Below are 24,372 nucleotides of genomic sequence, written 5' to 3' on the forward strand. Positions count from 1 at the left end.
TTATTTTACGTTTACGATATTCACACTTAGTTCCACCCACTGAAAAACAGCGGGCGCGTTAACCTGGTGTATGTAGTAAGGGCAAAGCCAAGCGGCGCCGCAGATCCTGGTCCGGGCAGAAAACAACGCTTTTATTGTTAGATTAAGTTGTACAGACGGACGCGAAACGTAGCGGTTCTGACAAAATAACTTTTATCCTAAACGTGCTGAAAATCAACACCAATGTACAGATTTAATTATGATTTAATCTTTATTACATAAGTCAGTCTTGCTATAAAACGTTCATGAAATAACGCTTTGCCCTTGATTTTTCATGTCAATTTGTGGCGGGATGTTTCCATAAATGTCACAAAACGGCTAAAATATCGCCATTCTGAGAACTTCAGGGCGCTGAAAAGATTTTTTTAGTTATGCGATTCAGCCAGCATTTCCCACCGGGACGACAGCTTCGTTTAAGCAGACAACCCGTTGAAAACGGCACTGAAATTTGAGTTAAGTCGACTTGCGCGGCGTCCCGTCCTGCCAGGAAAGTTCTGGAAAAAATCCGCAGCGCATTAAAAATCGGTAAACTCCCGGTTTTGTCATATTGATGAGGGTGCTGCACCCCTGCTGATAAGAGGCGCGACGGCCACAGATTGCCGGCCGGTGCTACACTTTTTCCCTTTATCACTGATGAATCTGACCTATGACCGCACTGGACGCTGCACAACAACATCAACAGCAGAGCCGCCTGAACTGGGGCACCCGCACCATCTTCCTGATCAACGGGTTAGGCATGTCAGCCTGGGCACCGCTGGTGCCGTTTGCCCGTGATCGTCTGCAGCTGAGCGGCGCCTCACTGGGTGCGTTGCTGCTCTGTCTCGGCATCGGTTCACTGGCGGCGATGCCGGTCACCGGCACGCTGGTTGCGCGCTTTGGCTGCCGTCGGGTGATGTGTTTCTCCACTCTGTTGGTGCTGGTCATGATGCCGCTGCTGGCCACGGCGGACTCGCATCTGCTGATGGCGGCCGCGCTGATGCTGTTTGGTGCCGGGCTGGGCATGCTGGATGTCGCCATGAATTATCAGGCGGTTCAGGTTGAACAGGCGGCGGGTCAGCCGATGATGTCCGGCTTTCATGGCTTCTTCAGCCTTGGCGGCATTCTGGGTGCGGGGACGGTCAGCCTGCTGCTGAGCCAGTCGTTCTCACCGCTGGCCGCCACGCTGGTGGTGATGGCCGTGATGCTGCTGCTGTTACTGTGGCGCATCCCGGTATTAATGAATGAGCGTCTCCATCAGCCCGACCAGCCCTGGCTGGTGATACCGCGTGGCTGGGTGGCGTTTCTCGGCCTGCTCTGCTTTATTCTCTTTCTGGCAGAGGGCGCGGTGCTCGACTGGGGCGCGCTGCTGCTGCTGCAGAACCCGGCGATGTCAACGGCCTATGCCGGCCTCGGCTATGCCACCTTCTCCGTGGCAATGACGCTGGGGCGGTTCAGCGGCGATAAAATCATCCAGCGCTTTGGTCGCTATCCGGTCATGATAACCGGGGCGCTGACCGCCGCAGCGGGCATGACGCTGGCGGTGTGGCTGCCGTGGCCGGAGATCGCCCTGCTGGCTTTCCTGCTGGTCGGCTTTGGTTTATCCAATACGGTGCCGATGTTGTTCAATGCTGCCGGGAATCAACAGGATATGCCCGCGAACCTGGCGATTTCTGCCATGACAACGCTGGGATATGCGGGTATTCTCTCAGGTCCGGCTTTAATCGGATTCATTTCGCAATGGATCAGCCTCAGCGGCGCGTTTTTAGTGATCGCCCTGCTGCTGTTAGTGGTAGCCGCCAGTGCGCGAAGAGTTGCGCGATAATTCAGGTACCTGACACGCTATGTTGTATAAGTTTCCACTGACATCCGGCAATGTCACCCGCTTTTTTGTGGTTTTCAATCTGGTGCTCCTGCTGGCGCTGGGCTTTATGGTGCAGAACTCCGTGAATGCCTGGCTCACCGGAAAACGCTATGCCATGGACGATCTGGCCCGCGACGTTCAGAAGCGTATCGACGCCTATCGCTTTGCCACCTGGCAGATCTATGAAAACCTCTCCACCAGTGCGGCAGGAACGCCTCCGGGCAGCAGCCTGCAGGAGACGCGCCTGCGTCCTGACGTCTACTATCTGGAAAAAACCCGCCGCAAGACCGAAGCGCTGATCTTCGGATCGCATGACAGCAGCACGCTGGATATGACCATGCGGATGTCCAACTATCTGGATACGCTCTGGGGCGCGGAGAACCCGACCTGGTCGATGTACTTTTTAAATGGTCAGGACAATAGCCTGATCATGATCTCCACGCTGCCGCTGAAGGATATGGCGACGCGCTACAAAGAGAGCGCCATCAGTTCAATGGTGGACAGCCGTCGCGCTGAAATGCTGCAGCAGGCGAACGCGCTGGACGAGCGTGAGAGCTTCTCGCCCCTGCGTCACCTCGCCTTCCAGAACGATCACTACTTCACGCTGCGCACCACCTTTAATCAGCCGGGCCACCTGGCCACCGTGGTCGCCTTTGATCTGCCGGTGAACGATCTGGTGCCGCAGAATATGCCGCTGGAGAATTTCCAGCTGCGCCAGGACAGCTCACTGCCCTCTGCCAGCAGTGAACAGCAGGAGGTGGAAAATACGCACATCTCGCTGGTTAACCCGAACGTCGAGATTGCTGCCACGCTGCCCAGCACCCCGCTGCAGCTGGTCTATCAGGTGCCGATTACCCGCCTGATCGTCGACACACTGCACAACCTGCTCTGGCCGCTGCTGATCAACCTGCTGCTGTTCCTGCTGTCGCTGGGCGGTGTGATGCTGCTGCGTCAGCAGTCCCTGCGCCCCAGTGAGAACCAGAGCGCAGAACTCGACTCGCTTCGGGTACTGAATGAAGAGATTGTGGGCAGCCTGCCGGTGGGCCTGCTGGTCTATGACTTTGCCAGCAACCGCACCCTGCTGAGCAACAAGATTGCAGAGCATCTTCTGCCGCACCTCAATCTGCAGAAGATTATTAATATGTCCGACCAGCATCAGGGCGTTCTGCAGGCTACCATCAATAACGAAGTGTATGAGATCCGCCACGCCCGTAGCGTGCTCTCACCCCATACCCAGCTGTTTATGATGCGTGACCAGGATCGCGAACTGCTGGTGAACAAGAAGCTGCAGAAAGCGCAGCAGGTTCTGGATCGCAACCATCAGATGCGTCAGCAGCTGCTGCACAATCTTGGCCATGCGCTGAATCAGCCGCTGGAGAAGATCGTGGCGCAGCTGGTGCAGCTCAGCCAGCGGGATGCCGATGAATCCGTACTCGACCTGCTTGATGAGAGCCAGGGGCTGGCGCGGCTGGTGGATGATATCGTGCTGCTGAACCGGCTGGAGGCGCACGACTGGTCACCGGATGCCACCATCTTCAACCTGCAGGAACTGCTGGATGAGATCGCACTGGAAAGCCTGCCGCTGATGCGTCGCAAAGGGTTGTCACTGGTGGTCAATAACCATCTGGCCAATGATGAGATGCGCTTTGGCGACCGTCGCGCCTTGCGTAAGGTGCTGACCACCCTGATGCACTATGCGCTGACCACCACCCGCTGGGGAAAAATTACCCTGGAAGTTAAGGTTGCGAATAAACAGGCCGATAGACTCATCATCGAACTGGTTGATACCGGCGCGGGCCTGACCGTGGATGAGCTGGCGAATGTCGATTTCCCGTTCCTGGGCGACACCAGCCAGGATCGATATGGTCAGGCGTCAGGCATGGCCTTCTTCCTCTGTAAACAGCTTTGCAAGCAGATGGGGGGCAGTCTGGATATCGTCGCGAAAGCGGATATCGGCACCCGCTATAATATGCAGCTGCCGATGGCACTGGAGCAGAAGCAGGAAGAAGAAGAGGAAAAAATTCTGGATGGGGTCACCGCCCTGGTGGAGATCACCGTGGAGGACGTCCATAAAATCGTCTGCCGCCATCTGGAAAACTGGGGAGCGCGCTGTCTCACTCCGGACGAGCGTATTTCCGGACAGGATCACGACGTGCTGGTAACCGACGATCCGTCGAAGCTGAGCGGCTGGGCACTGCTGCTGGCGGAAGATGAACTCGGTCATCATGCACTGAACGACCAGCAGTATCGGGTCAATTTCAATCTCAGTAATGCGCTGCTGGATGCATTGCTGGCCCTGATTGAGAAGCAACTGTCGCATGATGTGATGGATAATGACAGGGAAGACGACACAGCCACGCCACTGATGAGCGGCGGCTATTTCCAGCTGTTTACCGAGACAGTACCGGTTGATGTGAAGAGACTGTATACTGAGTCAGCAGAAAAGGACTACGACTCGCTTGCTCAGACAGCGCATCGCCTGAAGGGCGTGTTTGCCATGCTCAACCTGTCTCCCGGCAAACAGCTTTGTGAAGAGTTAGAACACCACATTAAAGCGTGTGACGATTCAAACATTACAAATACCACCAGTGATATTGACGCTTACGTCAATCAACTGCTGCAGCAAGGTAACCAATAAGATGAATAACTTAAATGTAATTATTGCCGATGACCATCCAATTGTCCTTTTCGGTATCCGAAAGTCTCTGGAACAAATTGAATGGGTCAACGTTGTAGGTGAGTTCGAAGACTCAACAGCACTGATCAACAATCTGTCCAAGCTGGATGCTAACGTCCTGATCACCGACCTCTCCATGCCTGGTGAGAAGTATGGCGACGGCATCACGCTGATTAAATACATCAAACGCCACTATCCGGATCTCTCCATTATTGTTCTGACGATGAACAATAACCCGGCGATCCTGAGCTCTGTGCTTGATCTCGACATCGAAGGCATCGTGCTGAAACAGGGCGCGCCAACCGACCTGCCAAAAGCGCTGGCAGCCCTGCAGAAAGGCAAGAAATATACGCCGGAAAGCGTGGCGAAACTGCTGGAGAAAATCAGCGCGGGCGGTTACGGCGACAAGCGCCTGTCACCGAAAGAGAGCGAAGTGCTGCGTCTGTTCGCAGAAGGTTTCCTGGTGACAGAAATTGCCAAGAAACTGAACCGCAGTATCAAAACCATCAGCAGCCAGAAGAAATCAGCGATGATGAAACTGGGCGTGGATAACGATATTGCCCTGCTGAACTACCTCTCCTCTGTCAGCCAGACTCAGGTCGAAAGAGACTAATCGATCGCTGAGGCGGTGCAGCCTGCACCGCCTCCCCTCTGCCCTACTTCATGCGCGTTTTACGCACCCGCTCAGCATAGATTGCCAGCGTGCTTTTCAGCACATCTAACGTCACCGGTTTCGACAGGCAGTTATCCATGCCCGCGTCCATACAACGTTGCTTCTCTTCGGCCAGCGCATTTGCCGTGACGCCAATGACCGGGAAGAGATGCCCCAGCTGACGCAACCGCTGCGTCAGGCGATACCCATCCATGTTAGGCATGTTCACGTCGGTCAGTACGATGTCGATCTCATTGCGGCTCAGCACGTTAAGCGCATCGACGCCATCCTGGGCGGTTTTCACCTGATACCCCAGCGTGCCGAGCTGTTCTGAAAGCAGCATACGGTTAATCGGATGGTCATCGACGATCAGAACCATGATGTCATCGTTGTGAATCTTCTCTTCCACCGGGCCAGCCAGCAGCAGCGCATCTGCCGCGTCGTGGCCGAGCGAGATGCGATAGATACGCGCCAGCAGCGCCGGTACTTCATGCAGTGTGGCGGTCGAGTGAACCCAGCGTCCAGGCTGACGTTCACGCGGCATATCCACATGCGATCCATCAAATGTGACCAGCGCCCGCAGCGGTAGATCGAGCTCCAGCTCGTAATCGGTCATCACCACATCGTCGGGGCCCGGTTTGCCGTTATAATCCGCAACCTGAATCCCCTGCTGCTGCATCTGACGCGTGATAAACGCCGCCAGGTAATCATTGCGCATCGCCAGCCAGATTTTCTTCTCCTGCAAATCCTCCAGCAGCATCAGCGACGGCTTCTGCCCTTTGTAGACGGGAATACGCACAATGAACTGACTGCCCATGCCCGGCTCTGAGTCGACCTCAATGTCGCCGTCCATCATATTGATCAGCTTTTCACAGATCGCCAGTCCCAGCCCGGTGCCCTGGAAATTACGCTGCACGCCATTCCCGACCTGGAAGAAGGGATCAAACAGGCGCGGCAGCTCTTTCGCCGGAATCCCGACCCCGGTATCGCGCACCCGGAAAGCCAGATAGCCCTGCGAGACATAGGCGTGCAGGATAATACAGCCGGTGTGGGTGAACTTAATGGCGTTGTTCAGCAGGTTGGAGATCACCTGTTGCAGACGCAGCGGATCGCCATCCAGCACCTGCGGAACGTCATGTTCGATAAAGCAGTAGAGCGTCAGTCGCTTCTTCACCACCAGCGACAGATAGTTGCCGACGATGTGGGTCACGATTTCACGCGGTGCAAACGGACGCGGCTCGATCTTCAGCTGCTCTGACTCGATTTTAGAGAAGTCGAGGATATCGCTGATGATTTTCAGCAGCAGGCTGGAGGAGTTGTTCATCGCCGTCACCAGCGAGTCGATCCCGCTGGGCAGTTGCCGGGTCTGCAGCAGATCGAGGTTACCGATAATCCCATAGAGCGGCGTGCGCAGCTCATGGCTGACGGTGGCAAGGAACATCGACTTCGACTGGCTCGCCTGCTCTGCCGCATGGGCCATCTCCTGCAGCGACTGCTCCATGCGAACACGGGCCGACACGTCCACCAGTACACAAATCGCCACGTTTTCATTGCGATAGCGCGAATGGACAAAGCTGATTTGCAGGTTGGTGTTGCTGCCGGTGAGCACATCGACGAAATTAACCTGCTGGCCGCCGATAATCTCATTCAGCCGCAGGCGATCTTCCTGGGTCAGCAGGGTCAGGTAATTGTGCGCCAGCTCGTTACTCAGAATATTGGTGCCGTCGCTGGTGCGTAAAATACAGATCCCCACCGGCGCCGAGGCCACAATCTTACGGTTGAACTGCTCATGCTCCTCCAGCCGGTGCGCATTCTCCTCGGCGGGCAGGAACATCCGGCGCTCAAACAGCCAGGCGAGCGTAAACAGAATGATGGCGCTGAACACATTGAGCAGCAGCGCATTAATGATCATCAGCTTCAGCTGATCCATCATCACGTCGGTGGGTATCGACCACACCACGTTGAGATCGGAAGGCGGCAGCGGCTTTTTCAGCACCAGCTGACGATAACCATTCAGATAACCGAACCAGGTTTTGTCATCGGGCAGACTGTCGAGCGAGAAGCCCAGCCCGCCCCGGCGCGAATTGAGCAGTGGACGATAATTTTCGTCGGTAATCGAGGCGATGATTGGCAGACTGCCCGGCTGAATAAACTCATCCAGGCGGATATTCTGTTCGACACCCAGCAGCGCCTGCAACTTGTTGGCCACGTAGACCGGCACCACCATGTAGAAGGTGCCGACACCCGGCTGAGCACTGCTGTTGATCCAGTACATCGGGTTGCGGCGCTCTTCTTCGTTGCTGTTACGGTAGCGCAGCACATTCTCACGCAGCGATTTCAGGCTGCGCTCCCGATCGGCGGTGCTGCTGCCAATCGTGAAGTCGGCCAGACACTGGCTTTCCCCTCCGATAAAGAACACCCGGTTCAGCTCATACGAGGAGGCGAAGTTGCTTTTCCAGTAGTTGATGTAATAACTGAGGGAGTCGAGCGAGTTGCGCCAGGTGTTGCTCATGGCGGTGCAGTCGCCATCTGAAAATAGCGGCGTAAACTGCGGCTGGGTCGTTTTACCCGGGATCATGCCGGTCAGCGCATCCATGCCGTTGCTGGCATTCGTCAGCCGGTTCTCCGTGATATATTTCAGCTCCCGCATCATGTCGGCGGAGTGCCGCACATACCACTGTATCGTGCCGTAATTGCTGGCAAACTCCTGACGAACCTGCGTCTCTTTATTGTGCAGCACGCTGATGATGTAAAACGCGGTAAGAACAGCGCCCAGCGTCCAGATTAGCAGCGCCAGCGCGCGGAAAAGATAGCGCGAGATGCGAAGCGTAGTGCGGAAAGAGACAGGATATTTCAAAGGGAACTCGCAGTTGGCAAGGTTAGTCGCATCATCAATTTTTATTGCCCATACACTAGCTTCATCGGGCGAAAAAAGCCAGCCAGCGGAAGGCCCGGCAGGCAGTTTGGGACGCTTTTCGGACAGCTTTTGCCGTCACGCCTGACGTCCCCCATCCCCCGCCTGAAGCGAAACCGTTTTCCAGCCAGAAAGAGCTGAAGCAACACCCTATCCCGGCGAGAAAGAGCTGAAGCGACACCCTATCCCGGCGAGAAAGGCCTTTCGATCGCAGCGGCCTCACCGCCACACCCACAAGAATCCGCATCCTCCAGTCCGCGCACTCACCCGCCTGAAGCGACACCTTATCCCGGCGAGAAAGGCCTGCCATGCCCGAAGAGCAAAGCGTCCACGCCAGGGATGGCGTGGCCGATCCGCTGGGATGCGGGAATCCTTTGCGATCGGGCATGGCGGGCCTTTCGATCGCAACGGCCTGAAGCGACACCATACCCCGCCGAGAAAAGCCTTTCGATCGCAGCGGCCTCACCGCCACACCCACAAGAATCCGCATCCTCCCGCCCGCGCACTCACCCGCCTGAAGCGACACCCTATCCGGCGAGAAAGGCCTGCCATGCCCGAAGAGCAAAGCGTCCACGCCAGGGATGGCGTGGCCGATCCGCAGGGATGCGGGAACCCTTTGCGGTCGGGCATGACGGGCCTTTCGATCGCAGCGGCCTCATCGCCGCCACAGGCTACCTTGCACACCGCATAAAAAAACGGCAGGCCGGGTTTCCCCTGACCTGCCGTTTCTGCAACGAACCTCAGCTTATGCCAGACAACTTACTCGTCGTCTTCAGCCGCGTCGTCTTCGTCTTCCGCTTCCGGTGCAATCTCTTCATCGTCAGAATCCGCTTCAGGCGCGATATCATCCTCGCCTTCCGCCACGCTGCCGTCGATTGAATCCAGCTCTTCCTCTTCAACCGGCTCGGCGACACGCTGCAATCCGACCACATTCTCATCCTCTGCGGTGCGGATCAGAATCACACCCTGGGTATTACGACCCACGACGCTGACTTCTGAAACGCGGGTACGCACCAGCGTACCGGCATCGGTGATCATCATAATCTGATCGCTATCCACCACCTGAACAGCGCCAATCACCGGACCGTTACGATCGGTCACCTTGATTGAAATCACACCCTGCGTCGCACGCGACTTGGTCGGGTATTCGCTGTTGGCGGTACGCTTGCCGTAACCATTCTGCGTCACGGTAAGAATCGCACCCTCTTCACGCGGCACAATCAGAGAAACTACGCGATCGCCTTCAGCCAGCTTGATACCGCGAACACCTGATGCGGTTCGGCCCATGGCACGCACAGCGCTCTCGGCGAAGCGCACCACTTTACCGGCGGCGGAGAACAGCATCGCTTCGTCATTACCGTTGGTCAGCGCCACACCGATCAGCTCATCGTCGTCACGCAGATTCACGGCAATAATGCCGGCGCTGCGCGGACGGCTGAACTCTTTCAGCGCGGTCTTCTTCACGGTGCCCAGCGCGGTCGCCATAAAGATATTGAAGCCTTCGGTATACTCGCGAACCGGCAGAATCGCCGTAATACGCTCGTTCGCTTCCAGCGGCAGCAGGTTGACGATTGGACGTCCACGCGCACCACGGCTCGCTTCCGGCAGCTGATAAACCTTCATCCAGTAGAGACGGCCACGGCTGGAGAAGCAGAGAATCGTATCGTGGGTATTGGCTACCAGCAGACGATCAATGAAGTCCTCTTCCTTGATGCGTGCCGCTGACTTGCCTTTACCACCACGACGCTGCGCTTCGTAGTCACTCAGCGGCTGATACTTCACATAGCCCTGATGCGACAACGTCACCACCACGTCTTCCTGATTGATCAGGTCTTCGATGTTGATGTCCGCGCTGTTCGCGGTAATCTCGGTGCGACGATCGTCACCAAACTGATCGCGCATCAGCTCCAGCTCTTCGCGGATCACTTCCATCAGACGCTCAGCGCTCGACAGAATCAGCAGCAACCCGGCGATCTGATCCAGCAGCGCTTTATACTCATCCAGCAGCTTCTCGTGCTCAAGGCCGGTCAGTTTCTGCAGACGCAGATCCAGAATCGCCTGAGCCTGCTGCTCGGTCAGGTAGTACTGACCGTCGCGGATGCCAAACTGCGGCTCCAGCCACTCCGGACGGGCGGCGTCATCACCGGCACGCTCCAGCATCGCTGACACGTTACCGAGATCCCACGCCTGCGAAATCAGACCCGCTTTTGCTTCTGCCGGCGTTGGCGCACGGCGGATCAGCTCGATGATCGGATCGATATTCGCCAGCGCAATCGCCAGACCTTCAAGGATATGCGCACGGTCACGGGCTTTACGCAGTTCAAAAATGGTACGGCGCGTCACCACTTCACGACGATGGCGAACAAAGGCTTCCAGAATCTCCTTCAGCGCCATAATCTTCGGCTGACCCTGATGCAGGGCAACCATGTTGATACCAAACGAAGTCTGCAACTGAGTCAGTGAATAGAGATTATTCAGCACCACTTCGCCGACCGCATCACGCTTAATCTCGATCACGATGCGCATGCCGTCTTTGTCAGACTCATCGCGCAGCGCGCTGATGCCTTCGACACGCTTCTCTTTCACCAGCTCTGCAATCTTCTCGATCAGGCGGGCTTTGTTGACCTGATAAGGCAGCTCGTGAATGACGATGGTCTCGCGGCCCGTTTTGGCATCCGCTTCCACTTCGCCACGCGCACGAATATAAATCTTACCGCGTCCGGTGCGGTACGCTTCTTCAATGCCACGGCGGCCGTTGATGATGGCGGCGGTCGGGAAGTCAGGTCCCGGAATGTGCTCCATCAGCCCTTCAATGCTGATGTTCTCATCTTCAATGTAGGCCAGGCAGCCGTTAATCACTTCGCGCAGGTTATGCGGCGGAATATTGGTTGCCATCCCCACGGCGATACCGGAGGAACCGTTAACCAGCAGGTTAGGGATTTTGGTCGGCAGAACTTCAGGGATCTGCTCTGTGCCGTCATAGTTCGGCACAAAATCGACGGTCTCTTTTTCCAGGTCAGCTAACAGATCGTGGGCGATTTTTGACATGCGGACTTCGGTATAACGCATCGCCGCGGCGGAGTCGCCATCGATGGAACCGAAGTTGCCTTGTCCGTCCACCAGCATGTAACGCAGGGAGAAAGGCTGGGCCATACGTACAATGGTGTCGTAAACGGCGGAATCACCATGCGGGTGATATTTACCGATAACGTCACCGACGACGCGGGCAGATTTTTTATAGGGTTTGTTCCAGTCGTTACCCAGTTCGCTCATCGCAAAAAGTACGCGACGATGCACCGGCTTCAGGCCGTCACGCACATCGGGTAAAGCTCGGCCAACGATGACCGACATGGCGTAATCGAGGTAAGAAGTCTTTAATTCTTCTTCGATATTGACCGGTGTAATTTCTCTCGCAAGGTCGCTCATGGAGCCGCTATCCCTCTACTTAATCCCGGATTTTAAAGGTGCGAAAGTATATCACACTGCAATGCTCTGGTGAACGTTAACCACCGATTTCACCCGCTTTTCCTTGTGCCTGAAAGGTGTGCCATCGGCGGTTAAGCGTTTATACTGTGGGGACATTTTGTCAGGAGTTACGATTCAATGAATGCACAACCGCAGAATCATCAGCAGAACGTCGATGCACAGGAAATTGCCAAGTTTGAGGCCGTTGCCTCGCGCTGGTGGGATCTGGAGGGTGAATTTAAACCGTTGCACCGCATTAACCCGCTGCGACTGGGCTATATCGCGGAGCACAGCAACGGTTTGTTTGGTAAAACCGTGCTCGACGTCGGCTGCGGCGGCGGCATTTTAGCCGAGAGCATGGCGCGCGAAGGTGCGGTAGTGACCGGGCTGGACATGGGAGCGGAACCTCTGGCGGTCGCACGTCTGCATGCCCTTGAGAGCGGCGTCACGCTGGACTACGTGCAGCAGACCGTAGAAGCGCATGCGGAAGAGAACGCCGGAAAATATGATGTGGTGACCTGCATGGAGATGCTGGAGCACGTTCCGGACCCGCGCTCGGTGGTGCACGCCTGTGCGCAGCTGGTTAAGCCGGGCGGCGAGGTCTTCTTCTCCACGCTGAATCGCAATCCCAAAGCCTGGCTGCTGGCGGTGTTCGGCGCAGAATATGTGCTGCGCATGGTGCCACGCGGCACCCATGACGTGAAAAAGTTTATCCGTCCCTCTGAGCTGCTCGGCTGGGTCGATGAAACCACTCTGCGTGAACGTCACATCATTGGCCTGCACTACAACCCGGTGACCAACCGCTTCAAACTGGCACCCGGCACCGACGTCAATTATATGGTGCACACCCACCGCGCCCGCTAAGTCTCCGGCCCGCCTCTTTCTCCGGCGGGCCTTCTCCCCGCTCAGACCACCACGCCATTCTGATATCTGCCAGTCACTTAGCTCAGGCTGGCCCTGACAGATTTCACCTGCCCGCCCGCCTTTTCTGCCAGAGCCGCAGAGCGCTAGCGGCTTTTGCGCAATTTTCATCCCTTTTTCTGCGCACATCTGAGGATTGAATAAGAAATACGCGTCCGATCAAATTAACAAAAAAAAGTGTGATCGGGTTGACAGGGTGTCAGGCCTTATAAGGCGTGGGCTAAGAATTTTCGCCAGAATTACAACCCCTCCCGTCATCATTTTTTGCTCTTGTTAACCCGCCGCAAAATACTAAAATATGCCTCCATGTAGTTGCAGGTTTTCCCATAACCCCCTAGATGTTGTGTTTATCCACATATTATTCACAATGAATATGCTGTGTATAAACCGGGATTTCTTTTAATTTTTGGATACTCACGCAAAGGTAAAAACGCGACATGAACCAGAGTCTGCTCGTTACTAAACGCGATGGCCGCCAGGAGCGCATTGATCTCGACAAAATTCACCGTGTGCTGGACTGGGCAGCTGAAGGGCTGAACAACGTCTCAGTGTCACAGGTGGAGCTGCGTTCCCATATTCAGTTCTATGATGGCATCAGGACCTCTGACATTCATGAGACCATCATCAAGGCCGCAGCAGACCTCATCTCTCGCGATGCCCCTGACTATCAGTACCTGGCTGCCCGCCTGGCAATCTTCCACCTGCGCAAAAAGGCGTATGGTCAGTTTGAGCCACCAAAGCTCTATGACCAGGTCGTCAAAATGGTGGACCTCGGCAAATATGACCGCCACCTGCTGGAAGATTACAGCCCGGAAGAGTTTGCGCAGATGGACGAGTTCCTCGACCACTGGCGCGACATGAACTTCTCCTATGCTGCCGTAAAGCAGCTGGAAGGCAAATATCTGGTGCAGAACCGCGTCTCCGGTGAAATCTACGAGAGCGCGCAGTTCCTCTACATCCTGGTCGCCGCCTGCCTCTTCTCTGGCTATCCGCGCGACACCCGCATGGATTACATCAGACGTTTCTATGATGCGGTTTCGACCTTTAAGATCTCCCTGCCGACACCTATCATGTCGGGCGTGCGTACCCCGACGCGTCAGTTCAGCTCCTGTGTCCTGATCGAGTGCGGCGACAGCCTGGACTCAATCAACGCCACCTCCAGCGCGATCGTGAAATATGTCTCTCAGCGTGCCGGTATCGGCATCAACGCCGGTCGCATCCGTGCGCTGGGCAGCCCGATCCGCGGCGGTGAAGCGTTCCACACCGGCTGTATCCCGTTCTACAAACATTTCCAGACTGCGGTGAAGTCCTGTTCTCAGGGCGGCGTTCGCGGCGGTGCCGCCACGCTGTTCTACCCGATGTGGCACCTGGAAATCGAAAGTCTGCTGGTGCTGAAAAACAACCGTGGTGTTGAAGGCAACCGCGTGCGCCACATGGACTATGGCGTGCAGCTCAACAAAATGATGTACCAGCGCCTGCTGAAAGGGGAAGAGATTACCCTGTTCAGCCCGTCAGATGTCCCGGGTCTGTATGACGCCTTCTTCGCCGATCAGGATGAGTTTGAGCGCCTTTACACCAAATATGAGCAGGATCAGAGCATCCGCAAACAGCGTGTCAAAGCGGTCGATCTCTTCTCTCTGATGATGCAGGAACGCGCCTCAACCGGCCGTATCTACATTCAGAACGTCGACCACTGCAACACCCACAGCCCGTTTGACGCCAGCATCGCGCCGGTTCGCCAGTCTAACCTCTGCCTGGAGATCGCGCTGCCGACCAAGCCGCTGGAAGATGTGAACGACGAAAACGGTGAGATCGCCCTGTGTACGCTCTCTGCGTTCAACCTGGGTGCCATTGACAGCCTCGACGATCTGGAAGAGCTCGCGACCCTGGCGGTGCGTGCGCTTGACGCCCTGCTCGACTATCAGGATTACCCCATCCCGGCAGCGAAGCGTGGCGCGATGGGTCGTCGTACCCTGGGTATCGGCGTGATCAACTACGCTTACTACCTGGCGAAGCACGGTGTGCGCTACTCCGACGGCAGCGCCAATGGCCTGACGCACAAGACCTTTGAAGCCATTCAGTATTACCTGCTGAAAGCCTCAAACGCGCTGGCGAAAGAGCAAGGTGCCTGCCCGTGGTTCAACGAAACCACCTATGCGCAGGGCATCCTGCCTATCGACACCTACAAAAAAGATCTGGACGCGATCAGCAACGAACCGCTGCATCTCGACTGGGAAAGCCTGCGTGAAGAGATCAAAACTCACGGCCTGCGCAACTCGACGCTGTCAGCGCTGATGCCGTCTGAGACATCGTCGCAGATCTCTAATGCCACCAACGGCATTGAGCCGCCACGCGGTCACATCAGCATCAAAGCGTCGAAAGATGGCATCCTGCGTCAGGTGGTGCCGGAGTATGAGCGCCTGAAAGATCAGTATGAGCTGCTGTGGGAAATGCCGAACAACGATGGCTATCTGCAGCTGGTGGGTCTGATGCAGAAATTCATCGACCAGGCGATTTCGTCTAACACCAACTATGATCCATCCCGCTTTGCCAACGGTAAAGTGCCGATGAAGCAACTGCTGAAAGATCTGCTGACGGCGTACAAGTTCGGCGTGAAAACGCTCTACTATCAGAACACCCGTGACGGTGCGGAAGATGCTCAGGATGACCTGGCACCTTCTATCCAGGATGATGGCTGCGAGAGCGGCGCCTGTAAAATCTAATGGCCAGGCGGGAGATTCTCCCGCCTCATTCATTTCACGAGGCCACTTCGCTTCCTCTTTTTTTGGACAACTTTTATGGCTTACTCCACCTTCTCACAGAACAAAAATGATCAGCTGAAAGAGCCGATGTTTTTCGGTCAGTCGGTCAACGTGGCGCGCTTCGACCAGCAGAAATATGACATTTTTGAAAAGCTGATCGAAAAGCAGCTCTCTTTCTTCTGGCGTCCCGAAGAGGTCGACGTGTCCCGCGACCGTATCGACTATCAGGCGCTGCCAGAACATGAAAAGCATATCTTCATCAGCAACCTGAAGTATCAGACGCTGCTGGATTCGATTCAGGGCCGCAGCCCGAACGTCGCGCTGCTGCCACTGATCTCGATCCCTGAGCTGGAAACCTGGATCGAAACCTGGGCCTTCTCTGAGACGATTCACTCCCGTTCTTACACCCACATTATCCGTAACATCGTGAACGATCCGGCGCTGGTGTTTGACGATATCGTCACCAACGAGCAGATTCTGGCGCGCGCTCAGGATATCTCACGCTATTACGACGATCTGATTGAGATGACCAACTACTGGCATCAGCTGGGCGAAGGCACGCATCAGGTCAACGGCAAAACGGTTGTCGTCAGCCTGCGCGCCCTGAAGAAGCAGCTTTATATCTGTCTGATGAGCGTCAATGCGCTGGAAGCCATCCGCTTCTATGTCAGCTTCGCCTGTTCATTCGCCTTCGCAGAGCGTGAACTGATGGAAGGCAACGCCAAAATCATCAAGCTGATCGCCCGCGATGAAGCGCTGCACCTGACCGGCACCCAGCACATGCTGAACCTGCTGCGCAGCGGTGAAGACGATCCGGAGATGAAAGAGATTGCGGCAGAGTGCCGTGATGAGTGCTTCGAGCTGTTTAAGAAGGCCGCCGAGCAGGAGAAAGAGTGGGCAGACTATCTGTTCAGCGGCGGCTCAATGATCGGCCTGAACAAAGATATTCTCTGCCAGTACATTGAGTACATCACCAATATCCGTATGCAGGCGGTGGGCCTTGATTTGCCGTTCCAGACGCGGTCAAATCCGATTCCGTGGATCAACTCCTGGCTGGTGTCTGACAACGTTCAGGTTGCGCCGCAGGAAGTGGAAGTGAGCTCCTATCTGGTGGGTCAGATTGACTCTGAAGTGGGCGCTAACGACTTCGACGACTTCCAGCTGTAATCATGAGCCGCGACGTTGTTATTCTGCGCAGCTCCGGCACCCGGCTGGAATGCACGGACGAGCACACGAATCTGCTGACGCTGCTGGAAGCCAACAATCTCTGCGTGGAGTTCCAGTGCCGCGAAGGTTACTGCGGCTCCTGCCGGATGCGGCTGCTGAAGGGTGAAGTGCACTACCCGCAGAAGCCGCTGGCCTTTGTGCAGCAGGATGAGATCCTGCCCTGCTGCTGTAAAGCCAAAGGCGAGATTGAGCTTGAGTTGTAACTGAGACGAAAAAAGTCTGACTTGATTTGCTTTGAGATCGCGTCAGCTCAGGGAACACGGTCAGATCGGAAAGACGCAAAAAGCGTCATCCCTGACAGCTCGGCCCGCGCCGTCCATGGCGCGGGACGCTTTCCTCCTCTGCCCGTGTTCCCTGCGCTTTAAGCCTATTTATTGCTGTCAGACTAACCCTGTATGGGTTGAATCCGTAGTCTGATCCAGACGGGCGCCTCAGGCGCCCGTTTTATTTTCCCTGTTCTCACTGTCTGATAGTTTCAAGCACATCAATCCAGCCGTGACCGGTGCTGACTTCGCTGCCGTGCAACCAGCGGCGCAGCATGTTCATCGCCATCATTGCCACCACCTTCTGCCGCGTCTCCAGGTTATGACGGCCGGTGCTGAATTTCACCCGCTGTCCGACACTGCCTTCCGGAGTATGCAGGGCAATCGCTATCTCTTCCTGATCCAGACTGCCGACAGAGAGCGCCAGCGCCGCCTGCTGCTGCGCGGCGAGCTGGCCGGTGCGGGTAACCTGCTGCTCAAGCGTCTCAGGGCGGGAAGGCAGAATGTCTGCACCGCGCAACGGCACACTGGCAGCAGCCAGTTGCCAGTAGAGCAGTCCGGCGGTGTACTGCTCACTGATTGCCAGCGCTGCACCGCGCTGCGTCAGTTCACGGGCCAGCAGGGCCGGTAAACCTTCGGTGCCTTCAAAAATGGTGCATTCCGCCAGCAGCAGCCGAACCTGCTGCCACGCCTGCTCCATCGCCACACGCTGACTTGCCGGGCCGGTGAGTTTGATCTCGATAATCGGCATGGAGGAGCGATAACCCATTACCACACCCTCGGGCAGCGGCAGCGACTCCAGTTCGGCGGCGATATCACTTTCGCCGCGACCAAAGGTTGTCAGTCGCAGACAGACCGGCGGCTCGGGCGGCGTAAACTTCGCCTTCAGGCGCGGAATGATCTGCTGCTCCACCATGACTTTAAACTCAGAGGGAACGCCGGGCGTGAAAAACATCCAGCAGCGATTGAGCTGCAGGGCAAAGCCACAGGCGGTGCCGACCGGATTATCAATCAGTTCTGCATTGGCCGGGATCTCGGCCTGCTTGCGATTACTCGCCGCCATCACCCGTCCCCGGCTGGCAAACCAGGCTTCCATCTGCTCCAGCCACCCCTGCTGCATCTCCAGTTCCACGCCACAGGCCTGAGCCGCCGCCAGCGCACTGAGATCGTCACTGGTCGGCCCCAGCCCGCCATTCACGATCAGCACATCCGCCTCGTGACTGCGCGCCTGCAGCGTCGCGATCAGCGAATCGAGAGAATCCCCGACCGTGGTGCGGCTGGTCATCGGCAGGCCGTGCTGAAATAGCACATCCGCCAGCCAGGCCGCGTTGGTATCGACGATTTGGCCATGCAGCACCTCATCCCCGGTTGACAGCATCTCTACTCTGATCACGTCGCATTCTCCTTTTTAACGTTTGCTTTACTTTAGGAACTCCATCAGAGAAACACAATGCGCATTCCCCACTGAGAGCACAGGGCGCTTCAGGCCGGAAAGAGAAAAATGAGGGTCTTCGGAGGCGGGCAGTACGTTCAGGAAAAACAAAAACGGCGGGTGAGACCCGCCGTTTGATGACTGTCAGGACGTCGCGATTAACGACGCGCCAGCAGCAGCCCCAGGATCAGACCGGCGGTAGCGCCGATGCCAACACCCTGCCAGGGTTTTTCGTGCACGTAATCGTCGGCACGGTAAGCGGCCTGTTTTGCACGATAGTAGTAGCTATCGGACGCCTGGCTGACACGGGATTTCACATCGTGCAGCGCCTGTTCGGCTTTGCTTTTAAGCTCAATGTACTTCTGGTCAGCCGGATCACCGGATGCCTTCAGTACTTCTTCCAGCGTTTCCGTCAGTAACGCAATATCGTCATCGAGGCCCGTTTCGAATTGATTTGTCTGGTTTACCATCGTTTCCTCCGTGTGAATTGCAAAGCAGTTCATTAACTATAGCCACAATCTGACGCTCTGCCGATTTCCTGCGCCAGGAATCACCTGATTTTTCATTTGTTAACCGGGGCAGCGTCAGGCAGCGCGCCCTTCCCCGTGCAAAGATGCGTAAGACGCAGCGGCAGAGACGCAATTTCGCTTCGCTTCTTTGATTAATCTGATAAATTTTAACGGAACTGAATTTTCCAGTTACCCTGCTGTCGTACCCCTCTGTTGCCTGTGATTATCGGGCCATGAAAGTGCATTTTGCACGACAGTCACGACACCCTCGAACAGCTAAGGAATGATCTCTGGCATGAATCGAAGAATGTTTATGAAAGCGTCAATGGCCTTCTCCGCCGTCAGCGGCATGACCGGCCTGTCAACGCTGTTTGCGCAATCCGCCTGGGCAGAAGATGGCATTGCTGACGGAACCGCAGTACGCTTCGATTTCGACGTATTGAAGAAAAAAGCGGCCGCGCTGGCGAAGCAACCCTGGGGCGGCGCACCAGGCGCACTGCCGGAGACACTGGCAACGCTGACGCCACAGGCGTACAACGAAATTCAGTATGACGCGAATCACTCGCTCTGGAACAACCTGCCCGACCGTCAGCTGGACGTGCAGTTCTTCCACGTCGGCATGGGCTTTAAGCGCCGCATCCGCATGTTCTCGGTTGACAGTGCCAGCCGCGAGGCGCGCGAAATCCACTTCCGTCCTGAACTGTTTAACTATAACGATGCGAAGGTCGATACAAAGCAGCTGGAGGGTAAAACCGACCTGGGCTTTGCCGGTTTCCGCGCCTTTAAGAAACCGGAACTGGCTCGCCGGGATATCGTCTCCTTCCTCGGCGCAAGCTATTTCCGTGCGGTTGACGATACTTACCAGTACGGCCTCTCGGCACGTGGCGTCGCGATCAACACCTTCAGCAACGGTCAGGAAGAGTTCCCCGATTTCACGGCCTTCTGGTTTGAAACGCCAAAGGCGGAAGATACCACCTTTACCTGCTATGCCCTGCTGGATGGCGCGAGCGTCACCGGTGCCTACAAGTTCATCATCCATTGCGAAGAGAAACGCGTGGTGATGGAGGTGGAAAACCACCTGTTTGCCCGCAAAGAGATCCGCCAGATTGGCATCTCGCCCATGACCAGCATGTTCAGCTGCGGCACGAATGAACGCCGCATGTGCAACACCTACCATCCGCAAATCCATGACTCCGATCGCCTGGCGATGTGGACCGGTAAAGGGGAATGGATTGCCCGTCCGCTGAACAATCCGCAGCGACTCCAGTTCAACGCCTACGAAGATGAGAATCCGCGTGGCTTTGGCCTGCTCCAGCTTAATCACGACTTTAAAGATTATCAGGATGTGATTGGCTGGTATGACAAGCGTCCGAGCCTGTGGGTGGAGCCGGTCGGCAAATGGGGCAAAGGTGCGATTAACCTGATGGAGATCCCGACGACCGGCGAAACGCTGGATAACGTGGTCTGCTTCTGGCAACCCGCAGAACCGGTCAAAGCGGGCAGTGAGCTGAACTTCTCCTACAAGCTCTACTGGAGTGGTCTGCCGCCGGTGCGCAGCGGTCTGGCGCGCGTTGACGCCACCCGCACCGGTATCGGCGGTTTCCCGGAAGGCTGGGCGCCTGGCGAACACTTCCCGGAAACCTGGTGCCGTCGCTTCGCCATCGATTTCATCGGGGGTGATTTGCAGGCTGCCGCGCCGAAAGGCATCGAGCCGGTCATTACCGTGTCATCCGGTAGCGTGAAACAGGTCGAGATTCTGTATGTCGATCCGCTGAAGGGTTATCGCATTCTGTTTGACTGGTATCCGAACAGCGACTCGACCGCGCCGGTCGAAATGCGCCTCTTCCTGCGCACCAAAGAGGAGACGCTGAGCGAAACCTGGCTCTATCAATACTTCCCGCCTGCGCCGGATCAGCGGAAATATGTCGATGACCGCCAGATGACGGTCGGCTGATGTCAACAGGCGAGGCTCCGGCCTCGCCTTTTTTATGGCGCGACCTTCAGCATATCGACGTGGGGGATCCCATCTTCCAGATAGACCTCCCCTGTCGCCACAAAACCATGCTGCCCGTAGAAGTTCTCCAGATGGGCCTGCGCAGAGAGAAACAGGTCGCGGCCCGGCCAGTGCTGCTGACAACGGCTGACCGCCTGCTCCATCAGACGACGTCCCAGCTGCGCACCGCGCACCCGATCGGACACGATCACCCTGCCGATTTTTACCGGGCCAGAGGCCTTCTCCGGAGACAGCAGACGCGCATAGGCCACCAGCTGGTCACCGGCCATCCCCAGCAGATGCCGGTTTTCTGCCTGTAAATCTCTGCCATCCACATCCAGATAGGCGCACTGCTGCTCCACCACAAAGACCTGACTGCGCAGCGCCAGCAGCGCGTAGAGTTCGGCGGGCGTGAGTTCACGATGGTGTTTATCGAGCCAGCAAATATCCATGATTTCTCCTGAGAAGGCCGGATGGGTTATAGCCACGAGGCCATAACGTCGCGGTTTACAGATGACAGGTCAATGGCAGACAAAAAAAATCAGGCCCGAAGGCCTGATTCATCAGAGCGTCATTCCGCTTACATCAGCGGCTGAGCCATCATTACCAGTCTGATCAGGGGCTGCGGGTAGACCCCTAACAGCAGCACCAGAATGGCGGAGATCAGCACGACCACACCACCGGCGGTAAACGCCCAGTTAGCTGGCGTATCACGGGTGTGCAGCTCCGGCGGGCTGAGGTAAAGACTGACCGTGACGCGCAGATAGTAGTAAAGACCAATCGCACTGCCCGCCACCACGGCGCCGGTCAGCCACCACAGGTGTGCACTGACGCCGGAAGCGATGACGTAGAATTTACCGATAAAGCCCAGCGTCATCGGGATACCCGCCAGCGACAGCATCATCACCGTCATGACCGCAGAGAGAATCGGACGATGCCAGAACAGGCCACGGTAAGAGTAGAGCGAGTCCGCATCCGGGCCACGATACGGGCTGGACATCAGACTGACCACACCAAACGCGCCCAGGCTGCTGAACAGGTAACCGGCCAGATAAACCCCGGACGTTTCCATCGACAGCTCATGATCTTTCACCGCAATCAGCGCCACCAGCAGATAACCCAGGTGGGCGATGGAAGAGTAACCCAGCAGACGCTTAATGTTGCTTTGCGAAATCGCCATCAGGTTACCGAACAGGATCGATACGAAGGCGATCAGGCCCAGTACCGTGCGAACGGCCTCGCTGTCGGTCACCGGCGCATACATGAAGAGACGCATGATGACACCGAAGATGGCGATCTTGCTGGCGGTTGCCAGGAAGGTCGACACCGGCGCGGGCGCACCCTGATAGACATCAGGCGTCCAGAGGTGGAACGGAACCAGCGAAAGTTTGAAGCCCAGACCGATGATCATCATGCCCAGCCCAACCAGCAGCAGGGGCTCCTGAATCATGCTGTCGGTCAGACTCTGACCCAGCGCAACGAAGCTCAGGTTACCGGAGTCGGCGTAGATCAGCGCGATACCAAACAGCAGGAACGAGGAGGCCGCCGCGGAAAGAATGGTGTATTTCAGCGCCGCTTCCAGCGAACGTTTCTGGCGGAACGCATAGCCGATCAGACCAAACAGCGGCAGCGACAGCAGCTCAATCCCGATGAACAGCGCCGCCAGATGGTTGGCACTGGCCAGCACGATGCCACCCAGGGCCGCAATCAGCACCAGCAGGTAGAACTCATCTTTGTTGTCCGGGAAACCGGCCAGCCACGGATAGGCAAAGGTGCAGGTCGCCAGACTCGCCAGCATCACCAGCGCGGTGTAGAACATTGAATAGCCATCGACACGCAGCAGCGGCGTGACATCCATTGCGCCGACCTGACCGACAAAATAGAGCGACAGCAGCGCCAGGTTCAGGCCAACGACCGTTAGCGTGGCGTTAACGAAGTGGTTGCGTCGCCAGGCAATGGACAGCATCACAACCACCACCGTCAATCCGACGATTAACAGCGGCAGCAACGCAATCAATTGGTGAGGAGTTATTGTCATGGCGAATTACGGCCTTGTAGTTGAAATTGAAGCGGTAAACCACTGCTGAATATTGCTCATGGCAGCGTGCGAAGTATCCAGAATCGGCTGTGGATAGACGCCCAGCAGCACCAGCAGGACCACCAGAACCCCGATGGTCATGAACTCACGCGGTGACATGCCTGGCAGCGGATCTTTTGATTTCGCTTCGCCGTAGTAGGCGCGCTGCATCATGACCAGCGAGTAAACGGAGGCGAACACCAGACCAAAGGTGGAGATGATGATAATCGTCGGCACCACCTGGAAACTGCCCGTCAGGATCATGAATTCGCCGACGAAGTTACCGGTACCCGGCATCCCCAGGTTGGCGACAGCAAAGAACAGCGACAGGCCCGGAATCCATTTGATGCGTGACCAGAGTCCGCCCATCTGACGCATATCACGGGTATGCAGACGCTCATACAGCTGACCACACAGGATGAAGAGCGCGGCAGCCGAGAGACCATGTGCAATCATCTGGATCACCGCACCCTGCAGCGCCAGCTGGCTGCCGGTGTAGATAGCAATCAGTACAAAGCCCATGTGTGAAATCGAGGTATAGGCAATCAGACGCTTGATGTCGGTCTGCGAAAACGCCATCCAGGCACCGTAGAAGATCCCGATGATGCCCAGCCACATAGCAACAGGCGCAAACTCTGCCGAGGCGTTCGGGAACAGCGGCAGGCTGAAACGCAGTAAGCCATACGCTGCGGTTTTCAGCAGGATGCCCGCCAGGTCAACAGAACCCGCCGTCGGCGCCTGACTGTGCGCGTCCGGCAGCCAGCCGTGCAGCGGCACCACCGGCATTTTCACCGCGAAAGCGATAAAGAAGCCCAGCATCAGCAGATATTCAACACCGTGTGTCATCGGCGTCTGCAGCAGCTGCTCATAGTTGAACGTCCAGACGCCGGTTGCGTTGAAGTGGACAAACACCAGTCCCAGAATCGCAATCAGCATCACCAGACCTGACGCCTGGGTGTAGATGAAGAACTTGGTTGCAGCGGTAATACGGGTTTTGCCGTCGGAGGCTTTATGACCCCAGAGCGCGATGAGGAAGTACATCGGCACCAGCATCATTTCCCAGAAGAAGAAGAACAGGAACATATCGATGGAGAGGAACACACCGATGACGCCGCCCAGGATCCACATCAGGTTGAGGTGGAAGAAGCCCTGATACTTTTCAATCTCATTCCAGGAACAGAGCACCGCCATCAGACCGAGCAGACCGGTCAGCACCACCATCAGCAGCGACAGACCATCGATAGCTAAATGGAAGCTGATGCCGAAGCGTGGGATCCACGGAACGGAGAAACTTGACTGCCACTGCGGAATGCCCGCTGCCTGCGTCAGTGAATAGCCTCCCTGCAACCAGAGTTGCAGTGAAAGCGCCAACGTCAGCCCCATGGTGATCAGCGCGATCCAGCGTGGCACCTTCGCGCCGAGGCGCTCGGTCAGCCAGCAGATCAGACCGCCGACGAAGGGTATGATAATTAGCCAAGGTAATAACACGGCACACTTCCCTTTTCTTTGTCTTAGTTCGGGCTATCTTACTGGCCATTTTGCTTCCCGGCAGTGCTCGCAATCCTCACATACTTCAGTATGCTGCGGTTGCTGCGCGCTGG

At 56.4% G+C, this 24,372-nt stretch carries 15 protein-coding genes; 8 read left to right on the forward strand and 7 right to left on the reverse strand.

The features are described from left to right. Positions 1-685: 685 nt before the first annotated feature. Genes CKF42_RS03015 through rcsB form a run of 3 tightly spaced genes read left to right on the forward strand, consistent with a single transcriptional unit; the run spans position 686 to position 5,169 of the window. Positions 686-1,840, forward strand: coding sequence for an MFS transporter (locus CKF42_RS03015; protein ID WP_111207495.1), 1,155 nt, complete (start codon positions 686-688; stop codon positions 1,838-1,840). A 19-nt stretch (positions 1,841-1,859) separates the two neighbouring features. After that, on the forward strand, positions 1,860-4,517 hold the full coding sequence (rcsD, locus tag CKF42_RS03020) for a phosphotransferase RcsD (protein ID WP_009089070.1): 2,658 nt from the start codon (positions 1,860-1,862) through the stop codon (positions 4,515-4,517). Position 4,518: 1 nt separating this feature from the next. Beyond that, the gene (gene rcsB, locus CKF42_RS03025) at positions 4,519-5,169 is read left to right on the forward strand and encodes a response regulator transcription factor RcsB (RefSeq protein ID WP_009089068.1); all 651 of its coding nucleotides are present in this window, start codon (positions 4,519-4,521) and stop codon (positions 5,167-5,169) included. Between the two features lie 43 nt (positions 5,170-5,212). Here the strand turns inward: rcsB and rcsC are convergent, their stop codons facing one another. Beyond that, positions 5,213-8,065, reverse strand: a complete 2,853-nt coding sequence (rcsC, locus tag CKF42_RS03030) for a two-component system sensor histidine kinase RcsC (protein WP_111207497.1) — start codon at positions 8,063-8,065, stop codon at positions 5,213-5,215. Between the two features lie 816 nt (positions 8,066-8,881). After that, the gene (gyrA, locus tag CKF42_RS03035) at positions 8,882-11,548 is read right to left on the reverse strand and encodes a DNA topoisomerase (ATP-hydrolyzing) subunit A (protein WP_111207499.1); all 2,667 of its coding nucleotides are present in this window, start codon (positions 11,546-11,548) and stop codon (positions 8,882-8,884) included. Positions 11,549-11,725: 177 nt separating this feature from the next. Here gyrA and ubiG point away from each other — a divergent pair, with 177 nt between their 5' ends. The 4 genes from ubiG (at position 11,726) to yfaE (ending at position 16,700) form a co-directional block, all read left to right on the forward strand. Further along, positions 11,726-12,451: a bifunctional 2-polyprenyl-6-hydroxyphenol methylase/3-demethylubiquinol 3-O-methyltransferase UbiG gene (gene ubiG, locus CKF42_RS03040; RefSeq protein WP_009089062.1), complete on the forward strand. Its 726-nt coding sequence runs from the start codon at positions 11,726-11,728 to the stop codon at positions 12,449-12,451. A 494-nt stretch (positions 12,452-12,945) separates the two neighbouring features. Further along, positions 12,946-15,231: a class 1a ribonucleoside-diphosphate reductase subunit alpha gene (gene nrdA, locus CKF42_RS03045; RefSeq protein WP_111207501.1), complete on the forward strand. Its 2,286-nt coding sequence runs from the start codon at positions 12,946-12,948 to the stop codon at positions 15,229-15,231. A gap of 75 nt (positions 15,232-15,306) precedes the next feature. Then, positions 15,307-16,437 carry a class Ia ribonucleoside-diphosphate reductase subunit beta gene (nrdB, locus tag CKF42_RS03050; protein ID WP_009089058.1) on the forward strand — a complete coding sequence of 377 codons (1,131 nt, stop codon included), beginning with the start codon at positions 15,307-15,309 and terminating at the stop codon, positions 16,435-16,437. Positions 16,438-16,439: 2 nt separating this feature from the next. After that, the gene (gene yfaE / locus CKF42_RS03055; protein ID WP_009089055.1) at positions 16,440-16,700 is read left to right on the forward strand and encodes a class I ribonucleotide reductase maintenance protein YfaE; all 261 of its coding nucleotides are present in this window, start codon (positions 16,440-16,442) and stop codon (positions 16,698-16,700) included. 256 nt (positions 16,701-16,956) lie between these two features. Here yfaE and CKF42_RS03060 read toward each other — a convergent pair whose 3' ends face one another. Both CKF42_RS03060 and elaB read right to left on the reverse strand, forming a co-directional pair. Next, positions 16,957-18,153, reverse strand: a complete 1,197-nt coding sequence (locus tag CKF42_RS03060) for a nicotinamide mononucleotide deamidase-related protein YfaY (protein ID WP_111207503.1) — start codon at positions 18,151-18,153, stop codon at positions 16,957-16,959. A gap of 197 nt (positions 18,154-18,350) precedes the next feature. Beyond that, positions 18,351-18,662, reverse strand: coding sequence for a stress response protein ElaB (gene elaB / locus CKF42_RS03065; RefSeq protein ID WP_009089050.1), 312 nt, complete (start codon positions 18,660-18,662; stop codon positions 18,351-18,353). A 334-nt stretch (positions 18,663-18,996) separates the two neighbouring features. Between elaB and CKF42_RS03070 the strand changes: the two genes are divergently transcribed. After that, the gene (locus CKF42_RS03070; RefSeq protein WP_033736167.1) at positions 18,997-20,655 is read left to right on the forward strand and encodes a glucan biosynthesis protein D; all 1,659 of its coding nucleotides are present in this window, start codon (positions 18,997-18,999) and stop codon (positions 20,653-20,655) included. Positions 20,656-20,687: 32 nt separating this feature from the next. Here the strand turns inward: CKF42_RS03070 and CKF42_RS03075 are convergent, their stop codons facing one another. From CKF42_RS03075 to nuoM, 3 genes are all read right to left on the reverse strand, one after another. Continuing rightward, positions 20,688-21,146, reverse strand: coding sequence for a GNAT family N-acetyltransferase (locus CKF42_RS03075; protein ID WP_111207505.1), 459 nt, complete (start codon positions 21,144-21,146; stop codon positions 20,688-20,690). 128 nt (positions 21,147-21,274) lie between these two features. Beyond that, on the reverse strand, positions 21,275-22,732 hold the full coding sequence (nuoN, locus tag CKF42_RS03080) for an NADH-quinone oxidoreductase subunit NuoN (protein ID WP_046102270.1): 1,458 nt from the start codon (positions 22,730-22,732) through the stop codon (positions 21,275-21,277). Between the two features lie 6 nt (positions 22,733-22,738). Then, positions 22,739-24,259 carry an NADH-quinone oxidoreductase subunit M gene (gene nuoM, locus CKF42_RS03085; RefSeq protein WP_009089040.1) on the reverse strand — a complete coding sequence of 507 codons (1,521 nt, stop codon included), beginning with the start codon at positions 24,257-24,259 and terminating at the stop codon, positions 22,739-22,741. Positions 24,260-24,372: the final 113 nt, after the last annotated feature.

Source organism: Pantoea sp. ARC270, from assembly GCF_003236725.1.
Classification (GTDB): Bacteria; Pseudomonadota; Gammaproteobacteria; order Enterobacterales; family Enterobacteriaceae; genus Pantoea; species Pantoea anthophila.